General features: G+C 63.1%; 17 protein-coding genes and 3 pseudogenes. 13 read left to right on the plus strand and 7 right to left on the minus strand.

Annotated elements, in window-relative coordinates; genetic code table 11:
* The first annotated feature begins 146 nt into the window (after positions 1 to 146).
* The 5 genes from CXQ80_RS03595 (at position 147) to CXQ80_RS03615 (ending at position 6745) form a co-directional block, all read left to right on the plus strand.
* The gene (locus CXQ80_RS03595) at positions 147 to 2864 is read left to right on the plus strand and encodes a LuxR C-terminal-related transcriptional regulator (protein WP_101316560.1); all 2718 of its coding nucleotides are present in this window, start codon (positions 147 to 149) and stop codon (positions 2862 to 2864) included.
* Between the two features lie 118 nt (positions 2865 to 2982).
* Positions 2983 to 4590 carry a tetratricopeptide repeat-containing response regulator gene (locus CXQ80_RS03600; protein ID WP_101322940.1) on the plus strand — a complete coding sequence of 536 codons (1608 nt, stop codon included), beginning with the start codon at positions 2983 to 2985 and terminating at the stop codon, positions 4588 to 4590.
* A complete protein-coding gene (locus CXQ80_RS03605) occupies positions 4587 to 5279 on the plus strand; it encodes a sensor histidine kinase KdpD (protein WP_101316563.1) in 693 nt (230 codons plus the stop codon). The genes CXQ80_RS03600 and CXQ80_RS03605 overlap by 4 nt, the downstream gene beginning before the upstream one ends.
* Before the next feature lie 44 nt (positions 5280 to 5323).
* Positions 5324 to 5968, plus strand: a complete 645-nt coding sequence (locus CXQ80_RS03610) for an MBL fold metallo-hydrolase (protein ID WP_101322941.1) — start codon at positions 5324 to 5326, stop codon at positions 5966 to 5968.
* A 93-nt stretch (positions 5969 to 6061) separates the two neighbouring features.
* Positions 6062 to 6745: an OmpA family protein gene (locus CXQ80_RS03615; RefSeq protein ID WP_178080745.1), complete on the plus strand. Its 684-nt coding sequence runs from the start codon at positions 6062 to 6064 to the stop codon at positions 6743 to 6745.
* Positions 6746 to 6795: 50 nt separating this feature from the next.
* Here CXQ80_RS03615 and pta read toward each other — a convergent pair whose 3' ends face one another.
* Entirely contained in the window at positions 6796 to 8883 is a 2088-nt protein-coding gene (gene pta, locus CXQ80_RS03620; protein WP_101316566.1) for a phosphate acetyltransferase, read from the minus strand.
* A gap of 50 nt (positions 8884 to 8933) precedes the next feature.
* A pseudogene (locus tag CXQ80_RS03625) lies at positions 8934 to 9249 on the minus strand (DUF3565 domain-containing protein).
* On the opposite strand from CXQ80_RS03625, the gene CXQ80_RS03630 reads away from it, so the two are divergent.
* Entirely contained in the window at positions 9218 to 9703 is a 486-nt protein-coding gene (locus CXQ80_RS03630) for a peptidylprolyl isomerase (protein WP_101316570.1), read from the plus strand. The pseudogene CXQ80_RS03625 and the gene CXQ80_RS03630 overlap by 32 nt on opposite strands.
* A gap of 145 nt (positions 9704 to 9848) precedes the next feature.
* The gene (locus CXQ80_RS03635) at positions 9849 to 10331 is read left to right on the plus strand and encodes a glutathione peroxidase (protein ID WP_101316572.1); all 483 of its coding nucleotides are present in this window, start codon (positions 9849 to 9851) and stop codon (positions 10329 to 10331) included.
* Here the strand turns inward: CXQ80_RS03635 and CXQ80_RS03640 are convergent.
* Positions 10328 to 11560, minus strand: coding sequence for a glycosyltransferase family 1 protein (locus tag CXQ80_RS03640; protein ID WP_101316574.1), 1233 nt, complete (start codon positions 11558 to 11560; stop codon positions 10328 to 10330). The genes CXQ80_RS03635 and CXQ80_RS03640 overlap by 4 nt on opposite strands.
* A 266-nt stretch (positions 11561 to 11826) precedes the next feature.
* On the opposite strand from CXQ80_RS03640, the pseudogene CXQ80_RS25205 reads away from it, so the two are divergent.
* A pseudogene (locus CXQ80_RS25205) lies at positions 11827 to 12465 on the plus strand (PAS domain-containing protein); the annotation flags it as partial.
* Between the two features lie 183 nt (positions 12466 to 12648).
* Positions 12649 to 13053: pseudogene (locus CXQ80_RS25210) on the plus strand (methyl-accepting chemotaxis protein); the annotation flags it as partial.
* A gap of 37 nt (positions 13054 to 13090) precedes the next feature.
* On the opposite strand, the gene cysZ reads toward CXQ80_RS25210, so the two are convergent.
* Complete coding sequence (cysZ, locus tag CXQ80_RS03650) at positions 13091 to 13819, minus strand: sulfate transporter CysZ (RefSeq protein ID WP_101316579.1); 729 nt, start codon at positions 13817 to 13819, stop codon at positions 13091 to 13093.
* 325 nt (positions 13820 to 14144) lie between these two features.
* Here cysZ and trxB point away from each other — a divergent pair, with 325 nt between their 5' ends.
* The gene (trxB, locus tag CXQ80_RS03655) at positions 14145 to 15107 is read left to right on the plus strand and encodes a thioredoxin-disulfide reductase (RefSeq protein WP_101316581.1); all 963 of its coding nucleotides are present in this window, start codon (positions 14145 to 14147) and stop codon (positions 15105 to 15107) included.
* A 68-nt stretch (positions 15108 to 15175) separates the two neighbouring features.
* On the opposite strand, the gene nadC is transcribed toward trxB, so the two are convergent.
* Positions 15176 to 16024: a carboxylating nicotinate-nucleotide diphosphorylase gene (nadC, locus tag CXQ80_RS03660; RefSeq protein WP_101316583.1), complete on the minus strand. Its 849-nt coding sequence runs from the start codon at positions 16022 to 16024 to the stop codon at positions 15176 to 15178.
* A gap of 222 nt (positions 16025 to 16246) precedes the next feature.
* Here nadC and CXQ80_RS03665 point away from each other — a divergent pair, with 222 nt between their 5' ends.
* The 3 genes from CXQ80_RS03665 (at position 16247) to ampE (ending at position 19988) form a co-directional block, all read left to right on the plus strand.
* Entirely contained in the window at positions 16247 to 18415 is a 2169-nt protein-coding gene (locus tag CXQ80_RS03665; RefSeq protein WP_101316585.1) for a DUF1631 domain-containing protein, read from the plus strand.
* 179 nt (positions 18416 to 18594) lie between these two features.
* On the plus strand, positions 18595 to 19161 hold the full coding sequence (gene ampD / locus CXQ80_RS03670; RefSeq protein ID WP_101316587.1) for a 1,6-anhydro-N-acetylmuramyl-L-alanine amidase AmpD: 567 nt from the start codon (positions 18595 to 18597) through the stop codon (positions 19159 to 19161).
* Positions 19158 to 19988: a regulatory signaling modulator protein AmpE gene (gene ampE / locus CXQ80_RS03675; protein WP_101316589.1), complete on the plus strand. Its 831-nt coding sequence runs from the start codon at positions 19158 to 19160 to the stop codon at positions 19986 to 19988. The genes ampD and ampE overlap by 4 nt, the downstream gene beginning before the upstream one ends.
* A gap of 8 nt (positions 19989 to 19996) precedes the next feature.
* On the opposite strand, the gene CXQ80_RS03680 is transcribed toward ampE, so the two are convergent.
* Both CXQ80_RS03680 and cra read right to left on the minus strand, forming a co-directional pair.
* Positions 19997 to 20773, minus strand: a complete 777-nt coding sequence (locus CXQ80_RS03680; RefSeq protein ID WP_101316591.1) for a TatD family hydrolase — start codon at positions 20771 to 20773, stop codon at positions 19997 to 19999.
* A gap of 2 nt (positions 20774 to 20775) precedes the next feature.
* Positions 20776 to 21771 carry a catabolite repressor/activator gene (gene cra / locus CXQ80_RS03685; protein WP_101316594.1) on the minus strand — a complete coding sequence of 332 codons (996 nt, stop codon included), beginning with the start codon at positions 21769 to 21771 and terminating at the stop codon, positions 20776 to 20778.
* Positions 21772 to 22038 lie beyond the last annotated feature (267 nt).

Below are 22038 nucleotides of genomic sequence, written 5' to 3' on the forward strand. Positions count from 1 at the left end.
CTGATGGGTTGCCGTAAATCAGCTCTGTCGTTTTTTGTCGTAGTCTTTTACCGGATAAACACACCCATCATCTTCAAATAGGCTGCGATACCCGCTAGTCTCGCAACAACCTGCTGTGCTGATGTCTCCCTCATAACGAGCCGGCCATGACTGATCTGTCCCGTACGCATGGATACACCAGCCAGGCCCTTGGCCTGCTGGACGGGCGTTTTTTCCGGCCACCGTTGCCCGATGGCCACGTGCCCCGTGGGCGCTTGTGCCAGCGTCTGCATGCGGGGCTGTCTGGCAGGCTGTTGCTGATCAACGCGCCAGCCGGCTTCGGCAAAAGCTCACTGGCGATCGAGTTCTGCGAGTCCCTGCCTGATCACTGGCGCAGCCTGTGGCTGGGGTTGAGCCAAAGGGATGCCGACCCTGGGCGCTTCCTCGAGCGCCTGCTGGAAGGTTTGCAGCAGTACTGCCCGGCCTTGGGCGGGCAGGCCATGGGCCTGTTGAAGATGCGCCAGCGTCATCAGCCGTTCGCCTTCGAAGAGTGGCTCGACGGCCTGCTCGACGAGCTGGCGCTGTACCTGCAAGGCGATAGCCCGATCCTGCTGGTGCTTGACGACTACCATCTGGCGCAGGGGGCGGTGCTCGACCGGTGTTTGCAGTTCTTCCTCAATCACCTGCCAAACGGCCTGGTGCTGATGATTACCAGCCGCCAGCGCCCCGATTGGCACCTGGCCCGTCTGCGCCTGTCGCGCCAACTCAGCGAACTCAACGAGCAGGACCTGCGCCTTACTGCCGACGAAGCGCTGGCGGTGCTCGGCCGACAGCCCACCGGCTTGCGCGGGCAGGCACTGGACAACCTGATCCAGCGCAGCGATGGCTGGGTAGCGGGGCTGCGCTTCTGGCAGCTGGCAGCCAGCGAGTCGGGCGACGAACATGCCTTGCCGCAGGCATTGCATGGCGGCGAAGGGCTGATCCGTGACTATCTGCTCGAAGAAGTGATCGATATCCTGCCGGCCGACGTGCAGGCGTTTTTGTACGAAACCGCCTGCCAGGAGCGCTTCTGCGCAGAGCTGTGCGACGCCCTGCGCGCACGTCAGGACAGCGCCGGCATCCTGCGCTACCTGCAAGCGCATCAGGTGTTTCTGGTGCCGCTGGATGAACACGGCCATTGGTATCGCTACCATCATCTGTTCTCTGATTTGCTGCGCAGCCGCCAGCACAGCGCGCCGCTGGCTGATCTGCACCTGCGCGCCTGCCGCTGGTTTCAGGCCCAGGGCCTGCTTGACGAAGCGGTCGAGCAGGCCCTGCGCGCCGGCCATCTGGATGTGGCGGCGGACCTGGTGCAGAGCCTGTCCGAGGAGCAACTGCTGGCCGAGCAGAACGTCGGCATGCTCCTGCGCTGGAAGATGGACCTGCCCGACAGCCTGTTGATCAGCACGCCACGGCTGATCGTGCTGTACAGCTGGGCGTTGGGCCTGGCCTGCCAGTTGGACGCTGCCGAAGAACTGGCGGCGCACCTCAGCCGGTTTTTGCCGGCGCCCTCGGCCACCGCCCAGCGCTCGATGCTGGCGCAGTGGCTGGCGCTCAGTGGCGTGATCGCTCGCGGCCGCGGCGACCGTGAACGCACCTTGAGCTATTGCAGCGAAGCGCTGCAGAGCCTGCCCAACAAGCGCTACGGCCAACGTCTGGTGTGCCTGTCGACGCTGTCCAACCTGGCCATTGCCGACGCCGACTTCTGGCGCGCGCGTGGCTGGAACCGCGAAGCGCTGGAGTTGGCCCAGCGGGTCGGCAACCCGTTGTTCGAGGCACTCGCCCATTACGATCGGGCGCGGGTGCTGCACGCCCGTGGTGAAATCCGCCGGGCGCTGGATGAAGTCCGTCAGGGCTTGTTGCGCCTGCAGGATCTGTCAGCGCAGCGGCTGTACGCGGTGCGCGCCAGGCTGACCTTGTACGAGGGCCATTTGCTCGCGGCGCACCTGCAACCGGCCCAGGGCCGCGCGCGCTTGCGCGCGGGCCTCAGTGAGGCGCGCGCCTGTCGCGATATCAGCGTGCTGATCGGGCACTGCGTGATTGCCTCGCTGGACGGCCGCGAAGGGCAGTATGCCGAAGCCTTCGCCGAACTGGCCGAAGCCGAGCGCTTGATGCATATCTGGGACGTACCGCCAATTTTCTACCTGGCGATGATCACCCTGGTGAAGTGCGAGCTGTGGCTGGCCCAGGGCCGAACCGACCTGGCCGAATCATGGCTGCTGCGGCTCGCTCAGACCTATGGCGGCGAGCAGCCCGCTGCGGCGCCGGAGTTTCACCCATTACTGCCATTGCACATCGAACTGCAACAGGCGCTGCTGGAGCGCGTCCAGGGCCGTTCCGCGCAGGCTGTCGCGCGCCTGCAGAGGCTGGTCGAGCGCGGCCAGGCCAGTGGCGGTCAGTTGCTGGCGGCCAGCGCTTTGTGCCAGCTGATTGCCCTGCATCTGGCCGAGGGCCGCGAGCAGTCCGCTGCCAGCCTGTTGCCGCAAGCGCTACTGGCCGCCCAGGGTGGCGCCTTGCAAGCGTTTCAACGGTTGCTGGATGAACAGCCGCTGTGGCTGCGCGAGCAGCTGTCGACGCGCCCCGCCAGCAGCGTCCAGCTCGACCTGCTGGCGCGCCTGCCGCAGCCGCAGGTGGTTGCCAGTGGCACCGGCGAAGCCCTGAGCGGGCGGGAGTTGGCGGTGCTTGAGTTGATCGCCCAAGGCTGCTCGAACCAGCAGATCAGTGAGCGCCTGTTCATCTCGCTGCACACCGTCAAGACCCACGCCAGCCACATCAACAGCAAGCTTGGCGTGGAGCGCCGCACCCAGGCGGTAGCCAAGGCCAAGGCGCTAGGCCTGCTGCCCTGAGCCTGCGCTACGGCCTGCGAATTCGCCCTCAGCTTTCTCTACCTGCTGCCGATAAACAGGTCGGCGATACGCATCGCCTCGGGTCATTTTCCATCCTCTGCCATGACAGGTCGTGTTGATGCTGCAGTACGGGCAAAAAAGCTTTCTGATCGTCGACGACTTCACCGACTTTCGCACCTCGGCCCGCTCCATGCTCCGCGAGCTGGGCGCGCGCGATGTGGACACCGCTGACAGCGGCGAACAGGCGCTGCGCATGTGCGCGCAGAAACGCTATGACTTCATCCTGCAGGACTTTCACCTGGGCGATGGCAAGAAGAACGGTCAGCAGGTACTCGAGGACCTGATTCTCGACAAGTTGATCAGCCACGAGTGCGGGTTCCTCATGGTCACCGCCGAGAGCAGTCAGGCCATCGTTCTCAGCACCCTCGAGCACGAGCCGGATGCCTACCTGACCAAGCCGTTCAACCGTGTCGGTCTGGCCCAGCGCCTGGAAAAACTGCTGCAGCGCAAAACCCTGCTCAAGCCGATTCTGCAGGCACTTGATCGCGGTCGTCCGGCCGAAGTGATGGCCGCCTGTGCTGCCCTGTGCAAGCAGGACCCGCGCTTTGCCCCGCTGTGCCTGCGCTACCGCGCCGATGCCCTGCGCGATCTCGGCCGCTTCGAAGAGCTGGAGAAGTTTCTCTCGTCGATCCTCGCCAGCAGGCCGCAGCCGTGGGTCTACTCGATGCTCGGCAGCGTGCTGCACAAGCGCGGCCAGAACGATCAGGCCAAGGGCGTGTACGAGCAGGCGCTGAAAGCCTTCCCGATCATGCCGGGGCTGTATGACGGCATGGCCGATGTGCTGGTCGCCCAGGGCGATAACAAGCGTGCCCAGCACATGCTCGAGGAGGCCGTGCGCCTGTCGCCACTGGCGGTACGCCGGCAGGCCGCGCTGGGCAAGCTGGCGATGGGCAACGACGATTTCGAAAGCGCGTCCAAGGCCTTCCGTCATGCTGTCAGCCAGGGCCAGAGCTCGCGCTACAAGGACGCCGAAACCAACCTTGGCCTGGCTCAGGCGCTGATGAGCAAGAACGCAGGTTTTGGCCTCGACGCACGCACCCGGGTCGAGATCAACACCGTGCTCAGTGAGGTGGCCAAGGAGAACGGCGAGGACCAGGGCCTGCAAGTGCGTGCCCGGTTGATGAAGGCGGCCAGCCTGCAACAGGCCGGCGACCCTGAAACCGCCGCCAAGTTGACCGAGCAGGCCATGCAGCGGCTGGACAACATGGACCAGTTCTTCTCGGTCGACGCCGCCCTGACCGTGGCCAAGCAGCTCCAGCAACTGGGCCAGGAGGCAGCCGGCACCAGCATCCTCAAGGGTTGCGTGGAAACCTACGGCGATGACCCCAAGGTCATGCAGAGCGTCGCCAAGATGACCGACGACCCAACGGTGCTGGGCGCCGTGACCGAAGCGGTCGATCTCAACCGGCAAGGGGTACGCTGCTATCAGACCGGCCAGCTCGACGAGGCCTTGGGCATGTTCCGCCGAGCGCTGTCGCTACAGCCAAAAAATATCAGTATCGCCTTGAACACGGCTCAGGCCCTGTTGCGTATCGCCGGTGAGTCGCCTTCGCCCGAATACATGCTGGAGTGTCGCAGTTGCCTGCAAAGCGTGGCTGGCATCCCCGCCAGCGACAGCCGCTACGAGCGTTATCGAAAACTGCATATGCGGGTGTTTGGCGCATGAACCAGGAAAACCCGGGGCTGGATTTCTCGACAGTGATCGCCTCCACTGTCCACGACATGAAAAACTCACTGTCAGCGTTGATCCAGGCGCATAACCAATGGCTGGCGCGGCTGCCCGAAGCGCAGCGGCAAGGCACCGAGCAGGGCGTCATTGAGCACGAATTCGGCCACCTCAACGGCATGCTGGTGCAGATGCTCGGGCTGTACAAGCTGGGCGTCAATCAGCTGCCGATCTGCCCTGGCTACCACGAGCTGGAAGATTTCATCGAGGCGCAGTTGGCGGCGCATCAGGAGATCCTCGAGCACCGCGATATCCTCGCCACTTGGCGTATCGAAAGCGCCAGCCCGCTGGGCTTCTTCGACCGCGAGCTGGTGGCTTCGGTGATCTCCAACGTGCTCACCAACGCCATTCGCTACGCCGGCCACGCCTTGCTGATCGGTATTGAAGAAGACGGCGAGCAGTTGATCATCAGCGTCAACGACGACGGCCCGGGTTATCCCGAGCGCATGCTCGAGCGGCAGCAGGATTACATTCAGGGCCTCGACGCCAGCACCGGCAGCACTGGCCTGGGCCTGTACTTCGCGGCACGGATTGCGGCCCTGCATGAGCGCAATGGCGTTACCGGCCGAATCGAAATCAGCAACGGTGGCGCCCTCGGTGGCGGTTTGTTCAGGCTCTATCTGCCCTGAGTCGAGGTATCATGCTCAGCATTCTTCAGCTGAGCAAAACCCCCATGACCAGCGCCGCCCCAAGCCTTATCCGCGAAACCTTCCCGGTCGGGCCGTTGCAGTGTAACTGCACCCTGATCGGTGATCCGCTGAGCAAGAAAGCCATCGTCGTCGACCCGGGCGGTGATCCAGAGAAGATCGTCGCCCGCTTGCAGGCCCACGGCCTGACGCTGGTCAGCATTATCCACACCCATGCCCACCTTGATCACTTTCTCGCCTCTGGCCGGCTCAAGGAGCTGACCGGCGCGACCTTGCACCTGCACAAGGACGACCAGCCGCTGTGGGACAACCTGGAGATGCAGTGCCAGATGTTCGGCGTGCCATATACCCCCGCGCCACCACCGGATCGCTGGCTCGCCGATGAAGAGGAGCTGGCCTGCGGCTGTGGCGTCGCGCTGCACACGCCTGGGCATAGCCCGGGCTCGATGAGCTTCTGGTTTGCCGATGCCAAGCTGCTGATTGCCGGCGACACCTTGTTCCGCCGCGGGATTGGCCGCACCGATTTGTGGGGTGGCGACCAGCGCACTATCGTGCGTTCGATCAAGGACCGTTTATACCGGCTGGATGAAGACGCGGTGGTGGTGGCCGGGCATGGCCCAGATACGCGCCTGGGCGATGAGATGCGCGAGAATCCGTTCGTACGCGCTTGAATATTCATGGAATTATTCAGCCCAGCAATGATCAAAACCCAGCATGGGTCAACGTACGATCACTGCACACTTGAATTTCTGTAGGAGCTTTCCATGATGCGTCGTCTGATTATCGTCGCTACTGCCGCTGCCCTGATGGCAGGTTGTGCTGGCCAGAACCCTTATGACAACCAAGGCCAGGGTTCTGGCGGCATGAGCAAGACTGCCAAGTACGGTGGCCTGGGTGCTCTGGCCGGTGCTGTAGCCGGCGCTGCGATCGACCACAACAACCGCGGCAAGGGCGCGCTGATCGGCGCGGCTGCGGTAGGTGCTGCCGCTGCCGGTTACGGTTACTACGCCGACAAGCAGGAAGCTGCGCTGCGCGAGAGCATGGCCAACACCGGCGTCGAAGTGCAGCGTGAAGGTGACCAGATCAAGCTGATCATGCCAGGCAACATCACCTTTGCCACCGACTCGGCGAACATCTCGCCAAGCTTCTACACCCCGCTGAACAACCTGGCGGGCTCGTTCAAGCAGTTCAACCAGAACACCATTGAAGTGGTCGGGTTCACCGACAGCACCGGTAGCCGCCAGCACAACATGGACCTGTCGCAACGTCGCGCGCAGGCGGTCAGCACTTATCTGACCTCGCAGGGCGTGGATGCTTCGCGGGTGTCGGTACGTGGCCTTGGCCCGGATCAGCCGATTGCGAGCAACGCCGATGCCAACGGGCGTGCGCAGAATCGCCGGGTTGAAGTCAACCTGAAGCCGATTCCTGGGCAGCAGTATCAGCAGTAATCTGCGTTTGCGTTGAGATTTTTGGGCTGCAAAGCAGCCCCAAGATCCACTCAAATATTCCTGCTGGCCTGAATCGCCGTCAGCGCAATGGTATGCACAATGTCATCCACCTGCGCCCCGCGCGGCAGGTCGTTCACAGGTTTACGCAAACCCTGCAGCATCGGCCCCAGGCTGACCCCGTCAGTGCTGCGCTGCACCGCCTTGTGGGTGGTATTGCCAGTATTCAGGTCAGGGAACACGAACACCGTCGCGCGCCCAGCCACCGGGCTTTGCGGTGCGAGTTGGCGGGCGATCTCCGGGTTGGCGGCAGCGTCATACTGCAACGGCCCATCGATCACCAGACGTTGTTCGGCCTGCTGCGCCAGACGCGTTGCCTCACGCACCTTGTCGACTTCCTCGTCACTGGCCGAATCACTCGAATAGCTGATCATCGCCACCCGCGGCGCAATGCCGAAGGCCTCGGCTGACTGCGCGCTCTGCTGGGCGATCTCGGCCAGCTCGGCGGCGCTTGGGTGCGGGTTCATCACGCAGTCGCCGTACACCAGCACCTGTTCCGGAAACAGCATGAAGAACACCGACGACACCAGGCTGCTGCCCGGCGCGGTCTTGATCAGCTGCAGGGCCGGGCGAATGGTGTTGGCGGTCGAATGCACCAGGCCAGAGACCAAACCGTCGACTTCATCCAGCGCCAGCATCATGGTACCGATCACCACCGGGTCTTCCAGCTGCTGTTCGGCCATCGGCGCATTGAGGTTCTTGCTCTTGCGCAGATTGACCATCGGCTCGACGTAACGCCCACGGATCAAATCAGGGTCGAGAATTTCCAGATCCGGCGGCAGGGTAATGCCCTGCGCGCGCGCGACCGCCTGGACTTCTTCGGGCTTGGCCAGCAGCACGCAGCGGGCAATCCCACGCGCCTGGCAAATCGCGGCCGCTTGTACCAGCAGCGGCTCGGCGCCCTCGGGCAGGACGATGCGCTTGTTGGCCTGCTGGGCGCGCTGGATCAGCTGATAGCGGAACACCGCCGGCGACAGGCGCAGTTCACGCGGCGTGCCGCAGCGCTGGTGCAGCCAGGCGGCATCGAGTTGGCCGGCGACAAAGTCGGTGATGAATTCCGCGCGCTCGCGGTCGTCGACCGGGATCTCGCGGTTGAGCGAGTTGAGCCGGTTGGCGGTGTCGTAGGAGCCGGTGCTCACCGACAGGATCGGCAGGCCGGCCTGCAGTGCGCCTCGGCACAATTCGAGAATGCGCGGGTCAGGCTTGCTGTCGCTGGTCAGCAACAGGCCCGCCAGCGGCACGCCGTTGATTGCCGCCAGACTTACGGCAAGGATGATGTCGTCGCGATCGCCAGGGGTCACCACCAGCGTGCCGGGCTTGAGCAGCGGCACTGTGTTGGCCACGGTGCGGGCGCAGATGATGATGGTGTTCATCCGCCGTTGCTCGTAGTCACCGGCGTTCACTACCTGAGCGCCGAGCAGATCGGCCACATCGCGGGTGCGTGGCGCGTTCAGCTCGGGTTGATAGGGGATGCAGCCGAGCAGGCGGAAGTCATTGCCGCGCAGCAGCGGCGAATGCTCACGCAGGCGGCTGGCGAACTCGCTCATGCTCTCTTCGGTGCGGACCTTGTTGAGGATCACCCCAAGTACCTTTGGATCACGCGGGCCGCCGAACAACTGCGCCTGCAGCTCGACACGGCCAGACAGTTCGCTGAGCACTTCGTTTTCCGGCGCCGACACCAGAATCACCTCGGCATCCAGGCTTTTCGCCAGATGCAGGTTGACCCGCGCCGCGTAGCTGGCATGCCGGGTCGGCACCATGCCCTCGACCACCACCACGTCCTTGCCGACGCAGGCCTGTTGGTACAGGCGAATGATTTCTTCAAGCAGTTCGTCGAGCTGGCCGTCGCCGAGCATCCGCTCGACCTGGCCCAGGCTCAGCGGCGTCGGCGGCTTCAGGCCGTGGGTGCGCGCCATCAGCTCGGTCGAGCGCTCCGGGCCGGTGTCACCCGGATGGGGCTGGGCAATGGGCTTGAAGAAGCCGACCTTGAGGCCGCCGCGCTCGAGCGCGCGGACCAGGCCGAGGCTGATGGAGGTCAGGCCGACACCGAAGTCGGTCGGTGCGATGAAAAATGTCTGCATGCGTGCTTCTCGAAATAAGCGGTGCAAAGAACCAATCGCCAAGGGTATCGCTAATCGGCGCCTTGTGCGCACCATCCACACGCGAATGTCTGGCCGATGCGCTGTTCGCGCTCGGCGGCCTCGAGCACCCAGGGGCGTGCTTGCCAGGGTGGTTGATGGCGCAGGTGCTGGGTATGCCCGCACGTCAGCTCGACCACCCAGTGGCCCTGATCATCCTGATGAAAACCGCTGACCCGACTGACGGGGCGGGCATCGCCTGCAGTGCGTTCGCAATCGGGCGATGCGTTGGTTACACTTGTCCGCTCTACATTCTTTTGCAAAAGGTCTCGCCCCCATGCCGATCGCCGCCAACAAGGCCGTCTCCATCGACTATACCCTGACCAACGACGCCGGGGAGGTGATTGACAGCTCCTCTGGCGGCGCGCCGCTGGTTTACCTGCACGGTTCCGGCAACATCATCCCAGGCTTGGAAAAAGCCCTGGAAGGTAAAGACGTCGGCGAAGAACTGAACGTTACCATCGAGCCGGAAGACGCCTACGGCGAATACCTGGCCGAGCTGGTCAGCACGCTCAACCGCAGCATGTTCGAAGGTGTCGACGTGCTCGAAGTCGGCATGCAGTTCCACGCTTCGGCGCCGGACGGCCAGATGCAGATCGTCACCATCCGTGACCTGGACGGCGACGACGTAACTGTCGACGGCAACCACCCACTGGCCGGTCAGCGCCTGACCTTCCAGGTCAAGGTCGTTGCGGTCCGTGATGCCAGCGAAGAAGAAGTTGCCCATGGCCACGTCCATGGCGAAGGCGGCCATCAGCACTGATATCTGCGCTAAGCTCAGACAGCCGCCAGGCGCTCGGGCAAGCCGTACTTGCCCTCCATGGGAGGGTTGACGGTTGGCCCGCGCGCCTTTTTAGTGGGCGCCGTTTGCTCCAGCGACAATCAAAACGCAGGAAAGGGGAGTCATCATGAGTGCATTTCACGAGCTGACGTTGCATGCGTTGGACGGCGAGGATCTGCCCCTTGCGCCGTTCAAGGGCCAGGTGGTGCTGGTGGTTAATGTGGCCTCCAAGTGTGGCCTGACCCCGCAGTACGCCTCGCTTGAATCGCTGCACCAGCTGTACAAGGCCAAGGGCTTCAGCGTGCTCGGCTTGCCGTGCAACCAGTTCGCCGGCCAGGAGCCGGGCAGCGAGCGTGAAATTCAGGAATTCTGCAGCCTCAACTACGGGGTGAGTTTTCCGCTGAGCAGCAAGCTTGAAGTCAATGGTCCTCAGCGCCACTCGCTGTATCGGCTGCTGGCGGGCGAGGGTGCCGAGTATCCGGGCGATATCAGCTGGAATTTCGAAAAGTTTCTGGTGGGCAAGGACGGCCGCGTGCTGGCTCGCTTCGCCCCGCGCACTGCACCGGATGACCCTGCACTGGTGCAGGCGATCGAAAAAGCCTTGGCTTAACGGCGCTGTTGCGAGCGGCCGGGGCTGGCTAACCGGCCCAGCGCGGGCAACGGCAGCGGCGCTCTGGCGCTGGTTGCGTCGCAGGCCTGCTGCCAGGCATCGCACAAATACCCTTCGAACTGCTCGATGATGGCTGGCCAACCTTGACGGCTGGCATGCTGTCGCGCATTCAGGCGAACCCGGCGCAGGGTTTCGCTTTCCTCCAGTAACCAGCACGCTGCATCGATGAACCCGATCTGATCCCCGGGCATAGCCACGGCCCCGCTGTGCCCATGACGCACGTGCTGAGCCGCTGCGGCTTGATCATACGCGACCACGGCCAGGCCTGAGGCCATGGCCTCGAGGACGACGTTGCCAAACGTCTCGGTCAGGCTTGGGAACAGGAACACATCGCCGCTGGCGTAGTGCTCGGCAAGGTGTTGACCACGCTGCGCGCCGCAGAACACCGCGTCTGGCAGTTGCTGCTCAAGGCTGGCCCGCTGTGGGCCGTCGCCGACCATGATCAGGCGCAGGCGCCGTTGTGGATAACGCTGCTGGAGGGCTTGCAGGCACGGCTTGAGCAGGTTCAGGTTTTTTTCCGCAGCCAGCCGGCCGACATACATTATCGCCAGGTCTTGCTCGGCCAAGCCCCATGCTTCACGCAGCCTCTGGCTGCGGCGGGCGGGATTGAACAGGCAGGCATCGACTCCGCGTGCGAGCAAGGCCAGTTGGGTAAAACCGCGTCGTTCGAGATCCACCCGTTGGCTGATGCTTGGCACCAGCGTTACCGCGCTGCGCCGGTGGAACCAGCGCAGGTAGTGGGTCAGCAGCCGGGCCAGCAGGCCAAGCCCGTACTGGCCTGCATACTGCGGGAAATTGGTGTGAAAGCCGCTGACCACGGCAATCTTCAAACGGCGTGCGGCGCGCAGCGCACTCAGCCCCAACGGGCCCTCGGTGGCGATATAGATCACATCTGGCCGCTGCCTGCGCCAGCGCCGCAGCAGCTTGTGCAGGGAAATACCGCCCCACTGCAGGTCGGGGTAACCCGGCAGCGGCCAGCCTTTGCACAGCAGCAGGTCAGCATCGTCAAGGCGCAGTGGATCGTGGGCCTGGCGCGGGCGCACCAGCTCAACGCTGTGGCCGCGCTCGCGCAGACCATCACTGAACCGGCCGAGGGTATTGGCCACGCCATTGACTTCAGGGGCAAATGTCTCACTGACAAAGGTGATGCGCAGGCTTGGAGTGTTCATGACAGAAGTTTCCGCCTGCCCGATTGCGTTCCCATGACCACTTTATGACCGGCAAGTGACGTCTGGTTGCGCAATGCCTAGTGCGCTGAATATTTCCCCGCAGGCCGCTCAAGAACGCTCATATACCTGCCGATGCAGATGGATTCGGATGGCCGGTGCGCTCCAGGAGTGCGGTAATGTTCACCAGCAAGCTCAAGAAAGAAAATCAGCAACTGCGCGAGGACTTGATGTCCATGGAGCAGGTCAAGGACAGCCTCGACAGCGAAATGCTGGTGCTGCAGCTCGATCCGCAGGGGCGCATCGAAACGGTCAACGCCAACTTTGAGCGTGAAATGTTCTATCGCGCTGACCAGTTGCTCGGCCGCAGCCTTGAAGAGATCGTTCCGGCGCACGTCAAGAAACTCGATTTCTATGAGCGCATGAAAGCCGCCATCAGCACCGGCGCCCACCTCAATGGCGCTTTCCGCCTACTGCGTGGCAATGGCGAAGAGGCGTGGCTGCGCTCGATACTGCAGCCGGTGCGCGATTTCGAGGGCCGCATCAAGTACTTCACGCTGCACTCCAGCGACCTGACCCGGACCATTGCCAGTTCGCGTGAGCACGAGAGCCTGATCAATGCACTGATGCGCTCCACGGCTGTCATCGAATTCAGCCTCGATGGCCATGTACTGACCGCCAACGAGCGCTTCCTGCAGACCATGGGCTATCGCCTGGAGCAGGTCAAAGGCAAGCATCACCGCCTGTTCTGCGAGCCTGAAGAAGCCAACTCAGCCGGTTACCAGGTGTTCTGGGACAAGCTGCGCCGTGGCGAGTTTGTCGCTGACCGGTTCAAGCGGGTAGATGCCAATGGCCGCGTGGTGTGGCTGGAAGCGTCCTACAACCCAATCATCGACGCCCACGACGTGCTCTACAAAGTGGTCAAGTTCGCCACAGTGATTACCGACCAGGTCAACCAGGAGCAGGCTGTCGCTCAGGCAGCCGATATCGCCTACAGCACCTCGCTTGGTACCGATGCCAGCGCTTGCAAGGCCAATGATGTGGTGACTCAGACCGTCAGCGTGATGCGCGGCCTGGAAGCCTCTATGCAGCAGGCTGCCGAAGGTATTCAGGCGCTGGATACCCAGTCACGGGTGATTGGCTCGATTATCAAGACCATCAGCGATATCGCCGGGCAGACCAACCTGCTGGCGCTCAACGCCGCCATCGAAGCGGCCCGCGCCGGTGAGCAGGGTAGGGGCTTTGCTGTGGTCGCCGATGAAGTACGCCAGTTGGCTTCGCGCACCAGCACCGCCACCGAAGAGATCGCCCGGGTCGTGCAGCAGAACGAGCAGTTGGCGTTGGCCGCGGTGGCTATCATCGACACCAGCAAGCGCCAGGCCGAGCAGGGCCTGAGCCTGGCCGGCGAGACTGGCGCGGTGATAACCGAGATTCAGGATGGCGCCAAGCGCGTGGTCGAAGTGGTGGGGCAGTTTTCCAGCCAGTTGGGTTCTTGAGCCTTGCTCTGGGGCCGTGCACCGGCCCCAGAGCCGATCAACTGCGCTCGCGCACCCAGAACAACGTCGCCCCGGCCACCGCTGCCGGCATCATTACGATGTTGACGAATGGGATCATCAGCGCCAGGTAGGTGATGCCGCCAAAGCCCATGCTCTGCCAGCGCTTCTGGCGCAGCCAGGCGAGCATGTCCTGCCAGCTCATCTTGTTGTTGTCGGCCGGATAGTCGATGTACTGGATGGCCATCATCCACACGCCGAAAATCAGCCACAGTGGTGCGGCAATGACGTTCACCACCGGAATGAACGAGAGAATGAACAGCGCCAGTGCGCGCGGCAAGAAGTAGCCCAGCTTGCGCATTTCGCGGCTCAAGGTGCGCGGCACCATGGCGATCAGCTCGCCCCAGCTGAACGGCGGGAAGGTGTCCTGGCCGCGCACCACCACTTCGACCTTTTCTGCCAGAAAGCCGTTAAACGGCGCCGCGACAATGTTGGCCACAAGAGTGAAGGTGAAGAACACCATCAGCACCACCAGCGCCACGAACAGCGGCCAGATGATGTAGGTGAGAAAGCTCAGCCACTCCGGCAGAGTTGGCATCAGCGTGTCGACCCACAGGCTGAACTGATGCGCGGCCAGGTACACCAGGCCACCGAACAGCAGCAGATTAATCGCCAGCGGCAGCAGCACGAACAGGCGCAGGCCGGGGGTCAGGATCAGCTTGAGGCCTTCACGCAGGTATTGCGGGCCGGATAGAACAGGGGCTTGCATGGAGACGCTCCGCAGAAGGTAAACGCGCTGACCTTACCGAGTTTGCTGGCATGACGGAAGCCGGCTGAGCAGCGCGCAACCGGCTGTAACAAAACCTCGCGGGACCTCTCTATCGATTTTGCTGGTGGATAGAGCGTGTCTATAAGGTGGATTGTCTGAGGATATTTCCTTAATCTCTGCGACCTCGCTACAGTGCGCTCAACTTTAAAGGTTTCGGACTTGCGCGTTATAGCCTTCCCCAAGTGCTGCGTAGGTCCATTTTATTTCCAGCCGCCGCCGGCGCTTTGCAGCCGAACCCGTGCGGCCCGCTCGACAGGAGTTCGACATGTCTGAAGTACGTCATTCGCGGGTGATCATTCTCGGTTCCGGCCCTGCCGGCTACAGCGCTGCGGTCTACGCTGCGCGTGCCAACCTCAAGCCGCTGTTGATTACCGGCATGCAGGCCGGTGGCCAGCTGACCACCACCACCGAAGTCGACAACTGGCCGGGCGACCCCCATGGCCTGACCGGCCCAGCGCTGATGCAGCGTATGCAAGAGCACGCCGAGCGCTTCGAGACCGAGATCGTCTTCGACCACATCAACGCGGTTGACCTGGCCAACAAGCCGTTCACCCTGCAGGGCGACAGCGGCACCTACACCTGCGACGCGCTGATCGTCGCCACCGGTGCCAGTGCGCGTTACCTGGGCCTGCCGTCGGAAGAAGCGTTCATGGGCAAGGGCGTGTCTGCCTGCGCAACCTGCGACGGCTTCTTCTACCGCAACAAGCCGGTAGCGGTCGTCGGCGGCGGCAACACTGCCGTTGAAGAGGCGCTGTACCTGGCCAACATCGCCAGCAAGGTGACCCTGGTGCATCGCCGCGAAACCTTCCGCGCCGAGAAGATCCTGGTCGACAAGCTCAACGCGCGGGTTGCCGAGGGCAAGATCGAGCTCAAGCTCAACGCCACCCTCGACGAAGTGCTGGGCGACAACATGGGCGTGACCGGTGCGCGCCTGAAAAACAACGACGGCAGCAGCGACGAGATCACCGTTGACGGCGTGTTCATCGCGATCGGTCACACCCCGAACACATCGCTGTTTGAAGGCCAGCTGACCTTGAAGGACGGCTACCTGGTAGTCAGCGGCAGCCGTGAAGGCAACGCCACTGCAACCAACGTCGAAGGCGTGTTCGCCGCCGGCGACGTGGCCGACCACGTTTACCGTCAGGCGATCACCTCGGCGGGTGCTGGCTGCATGGCTGCACTGGACGTCGAGCGGTACCTGGACGGCCTGGCCAACGCTTCGTTCTAAGCCGCCAGCGTCAAAACGCGGGGCAATGGGCACGGTTCGCAACCGGCGCCCATTGCCCCGCGTTGCGTTTACAGGCTCAAGCGCATCGACAGGTCGACCGCTTTGACGTCCTTGGTCATTGCGCCGATCGAGATGTAGTCGACCCCGGTCTCGGCGATCACCCGCAGGGTGCTTTCATTGACACCGCCGCTGGCCTCGAGCTTGGCCTTGCCGGCATTGATCCGCACCGCTTCGCGCATTTCATCCAGGCTCAGCTCGTCAAGCATGACGATATCGGCCCCGGCCGCCAGCGCCTGGCGCAGCTCATCCAGACTCTCCACTTCGATCTCGACCGGCTTGCCTGGCGCGATGCGGTGCGCTGCAGCTACTGCTTCGGCAACGCCACCGCTGGCGGCGATGTGGTTTTCCTTGATCAGGAACGCGTCATACAGGCCGATGCGGTGGTTGTGGCAGCCGCCACAGGTCACCGCGTACTTCTGCGCCAGGCGCAGGCCGGGTAGGGTCTTGCGGGTATCGAGCAAGCGCACCTGGGTGCCTTCGACCAGGTCCGCAAGGAACCGCGCCCGGGTGGCCACGCCTGACAGCAGCTGGAGGAAGTTAAGCGCTGAACGTTCGCCGGTCAGCAGCGAGCGCGCTGGGCCTTCGAGATGAAACAGCGGCTGGTTGGCCTTGGCCAGGTCGCCATCGACCACTTGCCAGTGCACCGCGACCCGCGGATCGAGCTGGCGAAACACCGCATCGACCCAGGCACTGCCGGCCACCACGCAGTCTTCGCGGGTGATGATGGTGGCCTTGGCCAGGCGCTCGGCCGGGATCAGTTGTGCGGTGATATCGCCATTGCCGACGTCCTCGAGCAACGCGCGGCGCACGTTGGCTTCGATTTCGGCAGTCAGGTCGGCGAGGCGTAGGTTCGGCATGGTCGGCTCCACAAGCTAGATGCCGGCGATTATAGGGCAGGGGGGCGGTGTGTACAGTCATGCCGCTGGTGACCTTTGGTCAGAACAGGGGAGCATTTCGTCTGATTAGTGGTCTTTTCACCGGGACACGCACTACGTGCTGGCAGCTGTAAGACTTTTTGTCGATAATAGCGTCCAGTATTTGGCGTCATGGCTTTGACGATTTCCTGCAAGGAGTTAGGGATGCATACAGAAGGCAAGGTGGTGCCCTTGGTGGCGGCCGCCGACAGAGGTGCGCGCGTGCCCTCGCTGAGCCTTCCGATCGTGCTCCTGCAGGTGCGGGACAAGGCTGTCCTGCAATTGCGCCAAGGCCTGCAGGCGTTGTTCGACAATGCTGACGACAGGCTGTTCGAGATGGCCGACCGGGCCGGTGAGCGGGTCGATCAGAACCTCTACTTCGAAGCGATGCGCGACCTGCGGCTGAAGCGCAAGAGTATCGAGCGGGAGTTTCTCGATGCGTTCTATGACGCCTTCGCCCGTATCGGCCAGGCCGAACGCGTACCTTATCTGGCGATTACCGAATCGCTGCGCAACGCTGCTCAACCGGAGCGGGCGGCGGCCATTGAGGGCATGCTGGCGCGGGTGTTGTCGCGTGATGGCTTTGCCCTTGATCAGCTGGGCTTGCGCTTCCAGGCGCTGCTGGAGATGCCCCTTGAACTGCGCCGCAATCCATTGGGCCCGGAGTGCCTGTGCGGGTTCTTTCTGGATGCCGGGCGCAGCCTGGGAGTTGGCCCGCAGGTCAAGCTGATCCTGCTCAAGCTGTTCGAACGTTATGTGCTGCGTGATCTTGATCTGCTGTACGGCGAAGCCAATCAACTGCTCGCTGCAGCCGGCATCCTGCCCGAACTGATGCCCGCGCCGCGGCGCCGCGCCGAAGACCGGCCGCTGACCCACCTGCACAGCGCTGACTGTCACGCCCAGGCCGATCCGGCCGACGGCGACAGTACTGGCCAGGACTTCTTCGCCAGCCTGCAACCGCTGCTGGCGCCTGCTCGCGGGCGTTTCGCGCCGCGCCTGCAGAGTGTGGCAACTGCCGAGCCAATCAATACCGCCGATCTGCTGCGGCTGCTGTCGCATTTGCAGCACTACGTGCCCGGCGTGGCTGATGCCGACGACTTCAACCTGAGCCAGCAGCTGGAACAGTTGCTGCTGCGGGTCGGCGTACGCAGCGGCAGCCGCCGGCGGATCGGCAACTACGACGAAGATGTGATCAACCTGGTCGGCTTGCTCTTCGACTTTATCCAGACTGACGACAACCTGCCGAGCAACCTGCGCGAACTGCTCGCGCGTCTGCATATTCCGCTGCTGAAAGTGGCCATGCTCGACAGGGGCCTGTTCAGCCGCGCCAACCACCCGGCGCGGCGCTTGCTCGACGAGATTGCCGCCGCGGCGCTGGGCTGGGAGGCTGACGAACAGGTCTCGCGTGGCGGGCCGCAGCAGCGAGTCGAGCGCATCGTCCAGCGTTTGCTCAACGATTACGCTGAAGATCCGCAGTTGTTCGCCGAGCTGCTCGAGGATTTTCTCGCCTTCAATCAGGATGAGCGCCGTCGCAACGAACTGCTCGAGCAGCGCACCCGCGATGCCGAGGAGGGTCGGGCGCGCACCGTGCAGGCGCGACGGCGCGTGCAGCAGGAACTGAACCTGCGCCTGCACGGGCGGGTGCTGCCGCAGACGCTGGTGCAGATGCTGGTGCAGTCCTGGAGCCAGGTGCTGTTGCTGGCATGGCTCAAGCATGGCGAAGCCTCACCGGCCTGGCGCCAGGGCCTGGCGACCATGGACAGCTTGCTTGCCAGCATCAGTGCGCATCGCAGTGCCGAGGCCTGTGCGCAGTTGCTCGAACAGGTGCCGGGGCTGCTCAAGGCGTTGCGTGATGGGTTGGCCAGTGTCGCCCAGGACTCGACCGCGGCTCGGGAGTTCTTCGCCGAGCTTGAGCAGTTGCACCTGCGGGCGTGTGGTGGTGTGAGCCAACTTGATCAAGGGGCGCTGATCAGTGAGGTGTTGGTGGCTGATGAGATTGTTCTCGCCGTCGCTGACGAGACTACCTGTGATGCGCCTTTTGACGACAGCAGCGAATATGCTCGGCAAGTTCGCCAGTTGCGTGTTGGTAGCTGGTTGGAAGTGCTTGAAGAAGCCGGCCCGCTGCGCTGCAAGCTGGTGGTCAGGATCGATAGCTGCGATCGGTTGGTGTTTACCAGTCGGACCGGGATCAAGGTGCGTGAATGGAGTCGCGGTGGGTTGGCGTTGGCGCTGGCCAATGGGGATGTGCGGGTGCTTGATGATGGGCCTCTGTTTGAACGTGCGCTTGATGCGGCGTTGCAGCAGTTGCGTGGGTCGCTGACGCACAGTCATTGAGCAAGGCCGCACAGCGGCCCTGGCTATCTTGAGTGCCGGTTTCATGGCTGGCTCATTCATCGGATTAAAGCCCCCTCGGATGCGCAAGACGAAACAAATTGGCTAGATAACCGAATCACCCTGCCGGACCACTAGGGCATACTGAACGCCCCTGGTTGATGATATTCAGGATCTGCCCGATGCAACTGGACCCCGCGACCGGCTGGTTTGCCGGCGTCACTCACTGCCCTTCGCCAAACTTCAACGAACGCCCTGCGGGCGAGGCTATCTCGTTGCTGGTGATCCACAACATCAGCCTGCCTCCGGCGTGCTTCGGCACCGGCAAGGTGCAGCAGTTCTTCCAGAACCAGCTCGACCCGACCGAGCATCCTTATTTTCAAGACATCTGCCATCTGACCGTCTCTGCTCACCTGTTCGTCGAGCGTGACGGTGGCGTTACCCAGTTCGTCTCGTTGCTTGACCGTGCCTGGCATGCTGGCGTGTCGCGCTTCGATGGGCGGGAAGGCTGCAATGACTTTTCCATTGGCATCGAACTGGAAGGCACCGAAGAAATGCCTTACAGCGATGCACAGTACGCGACCCTGGCGCGCCTTACGCAACAGATATGTGCGGCCTGGCCGGCGATCGATGTGCAGCGCATTCGCGGCCATGACGAGATCGCCCCGGGGCGCAAGACCGACCCCGGCGCCGCCTTTGACTGGCCGCGTTATCGCGCCGACTTGCTGAACAATGAGGGACAACCATGAGTTTTCTGGTGTTGGTGCTGGTGCTGTGGGTCGAGAAGTTTTCGGCGCTGCGTCAGCGGTTGCAACGTGACGGCTTTTTTCTAGGCGAGCTGGCCCGGCTTGAGCGCAGTGGCAAACAACAGCCCTGGTGGCAGTTGGCGGTTCTGGTACTGGCGCCGGTCGCGCTGCTTGTTTTGCTGCTGCATGTGCTCGAGCCGGTGGCGTACGGCCTGCTGGCATTGCCGGTGCACTTGCTGGTGTTGATCTACAGTCTAGGCCGCGGTGATGCCAAGGCGGCGTTGGGGCCATTGCGCGATGCCTGGCACCGGGGGGATGAGCAGGCGGCGCTGCATGTCGCTGAGCGTGACCTGGGCATGCAGGCCGATGATGCGCCGAGTTTGCTGGTGAAGGTGCAGGGGTATCTGTTGTGGCACGCCTACCAGAGTTTTTTTGCGGTGATCTTCTGGTACTTCCTGCTCGGGCCTGGCGCGGCATTGGCCTATCGGCTGCTGGTGCTGTGCAGCGAGTACAGCGGACAGCCCGCGCTTAAAGCCAGGGCCGAGCAGCTGCGGCATGTCATGGATTGGCTGCCAGTGCGGGTGCTGACCCTGAGCTTTGCCCTGGTCGGCAACTTTGTCGCGGTGATGCGGGTAATGCTGCACGAGTTGCTCAATTGGCGTATCAGCGCTGCGCTGCTGGTAACCCGGGTTGGGCGTGCCGCTGACGACATCCCCGAACAGGAAGACAGCCAGTTGGGCCTGGCCCGTCTGGACAGCTTGTGGGAGTTGCTGTTGCGCTCGGCAGTGCTCTGGTATGCAGCGTTCGCCCTGTGGACGGTGTTGCTGTAAGCGCTGCGCTACCAGCCAAACAGCTCACAGGCTGTGCGGCTGGACGCGGCCGCCAGCTGCTCCGGCGCGACGCCCATCAACTCGGCCAGCACCTGAGCGATCTGCGGTAAGTGCTCGGGGCTGTTACGCAGGCCTGGGTACATTGCCGGCGCCATGTCCGGCGCATCTGTCTCCAGCACCACGCTTTCCAGCGGTAAGCGTGCCACGGTCTTGCGCAGGCGTAGCGCTTGCGGCCAGGTCGCCGCGCCGCCCAAGCCCAGCTTGAAGCCGAGCTTGATGTATTCGCGGGCCTCTTCGAAGCTGCCGGCAAAGGCGTGGATGATGCCAGCCCGTTGCAAGCGATAACGCTTGAGCGTGGCGATCACCTGGGCATGGCTGCGGCGTACGTGCAGCAGCGCCGGTAGGTCGAAGTCGCAGGCGAGCTGCAATTGCGCTTCAAACAAAGCCTGTTGTTCGGCAGGGTCGAGCTCCGGCAGGTAGTAGTCCAGGCCGATCTCGCCCACCGCACATAGGCGCGGGTCGCCGCGCAGGCGCTCGAACCAGTTGCGCAGTTCCAGCAGATGTTCAGGCCGATGCTGGGCCAGAAACACCGGATGCAGACCGAGCGCGGCATACACACGCGGGTCGCTGCAAGCCAGTTGCCAGACCCGCTGCAGGTTATCTGCCGTCACTCCCAGTACCACCACCCGTTCCACGCCGCTCGCTGCGGCATTACCCAAAACATGCTCGCGGTCGGCGTCGAACTCTGGGAAGTCCAGATGGCTGTGGGTATCGATCAGGCGCATGGTCAGGTCGGCTGAATACGTTGCTTGAAGGTTCGCGGTACCGCGTGCACACCCGGCTGGTAGCGCTTCTGTTCGATGGCCGCCAGGGCCAGCTCCAGCGCGGCGGCGGCGATGAGCCCGTGCTGCTGGGCCATGGCATTGACTGGCAGCGGCAGGAAGTCGAGCAATTGGTTGTCACCAAAGGTGCCCAACTGCAGCTGGCGTGATTCGGCCGGGCGGGCCTGGAGGGCGTCGAACACCCCTTGCAGCAGTACATAGGAGGTGGTCACCAGCGCATCCGGCAAGCCGCCATGCTCGGCAATCAATTGCTCCATCAAGCGCTGGCCGCACTCGCGGCTGAACGCTTCGCCCTGATAGCGGCGGATCTCCCCGGTGAACTGCTGCAGGGCTTGATCGAAGCCGCCGGCCCGGGCCTGGCTGACCGACAGTTCTGGGCGTGCACCGATCAGGGCAATGCTGCGCGGGGCGGTTGCCAGCAGACTGCGGGCGAGTTGCTGGCTGGCATCGCGATCGTCGCTGATGACCGAGCAGAAGTGCGTAGGGTCAAGGCCACGGTCGATGGCAATTACCGGCAGGCCTTTGTCTTGCAGGGCGCGGTAGCTATCGTCCTCACCTGGCAAGCAACTGGCGACGAACAGCGCATCGCAGCGCCGGGCCCGGAACAGCTGCTGCAGTTGCCGCTCGATGTCCGGCTGGTCGTCGCTGCTGGCGATCAGCAGTTGGTAGCCACGCGCGCGGGCCGCCTGTTCGAGTTGCTTGGCAATGCGTGCATAGCTGGGGTTCTCCAGATCCGGGAGAATGAAGCCCAACGTGCGCGTGTGCCGGCTGCGCAGACCCGCCGCTTGGGGGTTTGGCGTGAAACCATGGGCGTCGACAACCGCCTGGACACGCTCGACGGTGGCGCTGCTGATACGCTGCTGTTCGGCCTTGCCGTTGATGACATAGCTGGCGGTGGTGACTGAAACACCTGCCAGACGGGCGATATCACTGAGTTTCACCGAATTTTCCTTGTTATTTCCGGGACTGGCTGTGGCACCTGATTGGGTAGTTTGACCCAGCCTCAAGCCTGCGCGCAGGCGACCATTGTCGCAATTGTCCGACGGGATGGGGCTTTTTCGTCGCAAGATTATCGAGTAACGTGGCCGCCTGGTCAGATTAAACGTTTCAGCCGACAATTATCAGCGGGCACTGCCGCCTGCGTCGGCTGTTGAGCTGGTTGTTTTGCTGAATTTCACAACAATACCTCAGTACCCGCTGCGGGACTG

Origin of the sequence: Pseudomonas sp. 02C 26, from assembly GCF_002843585.1 — a bacterium.
Lineage (GTDB): Bacteria > Pseudomonadota > Gammaproteobacteria > Pseudomonadales > Pseudomonadaceae > Aquipseudomonas > Aquipseudomonas shirazensis.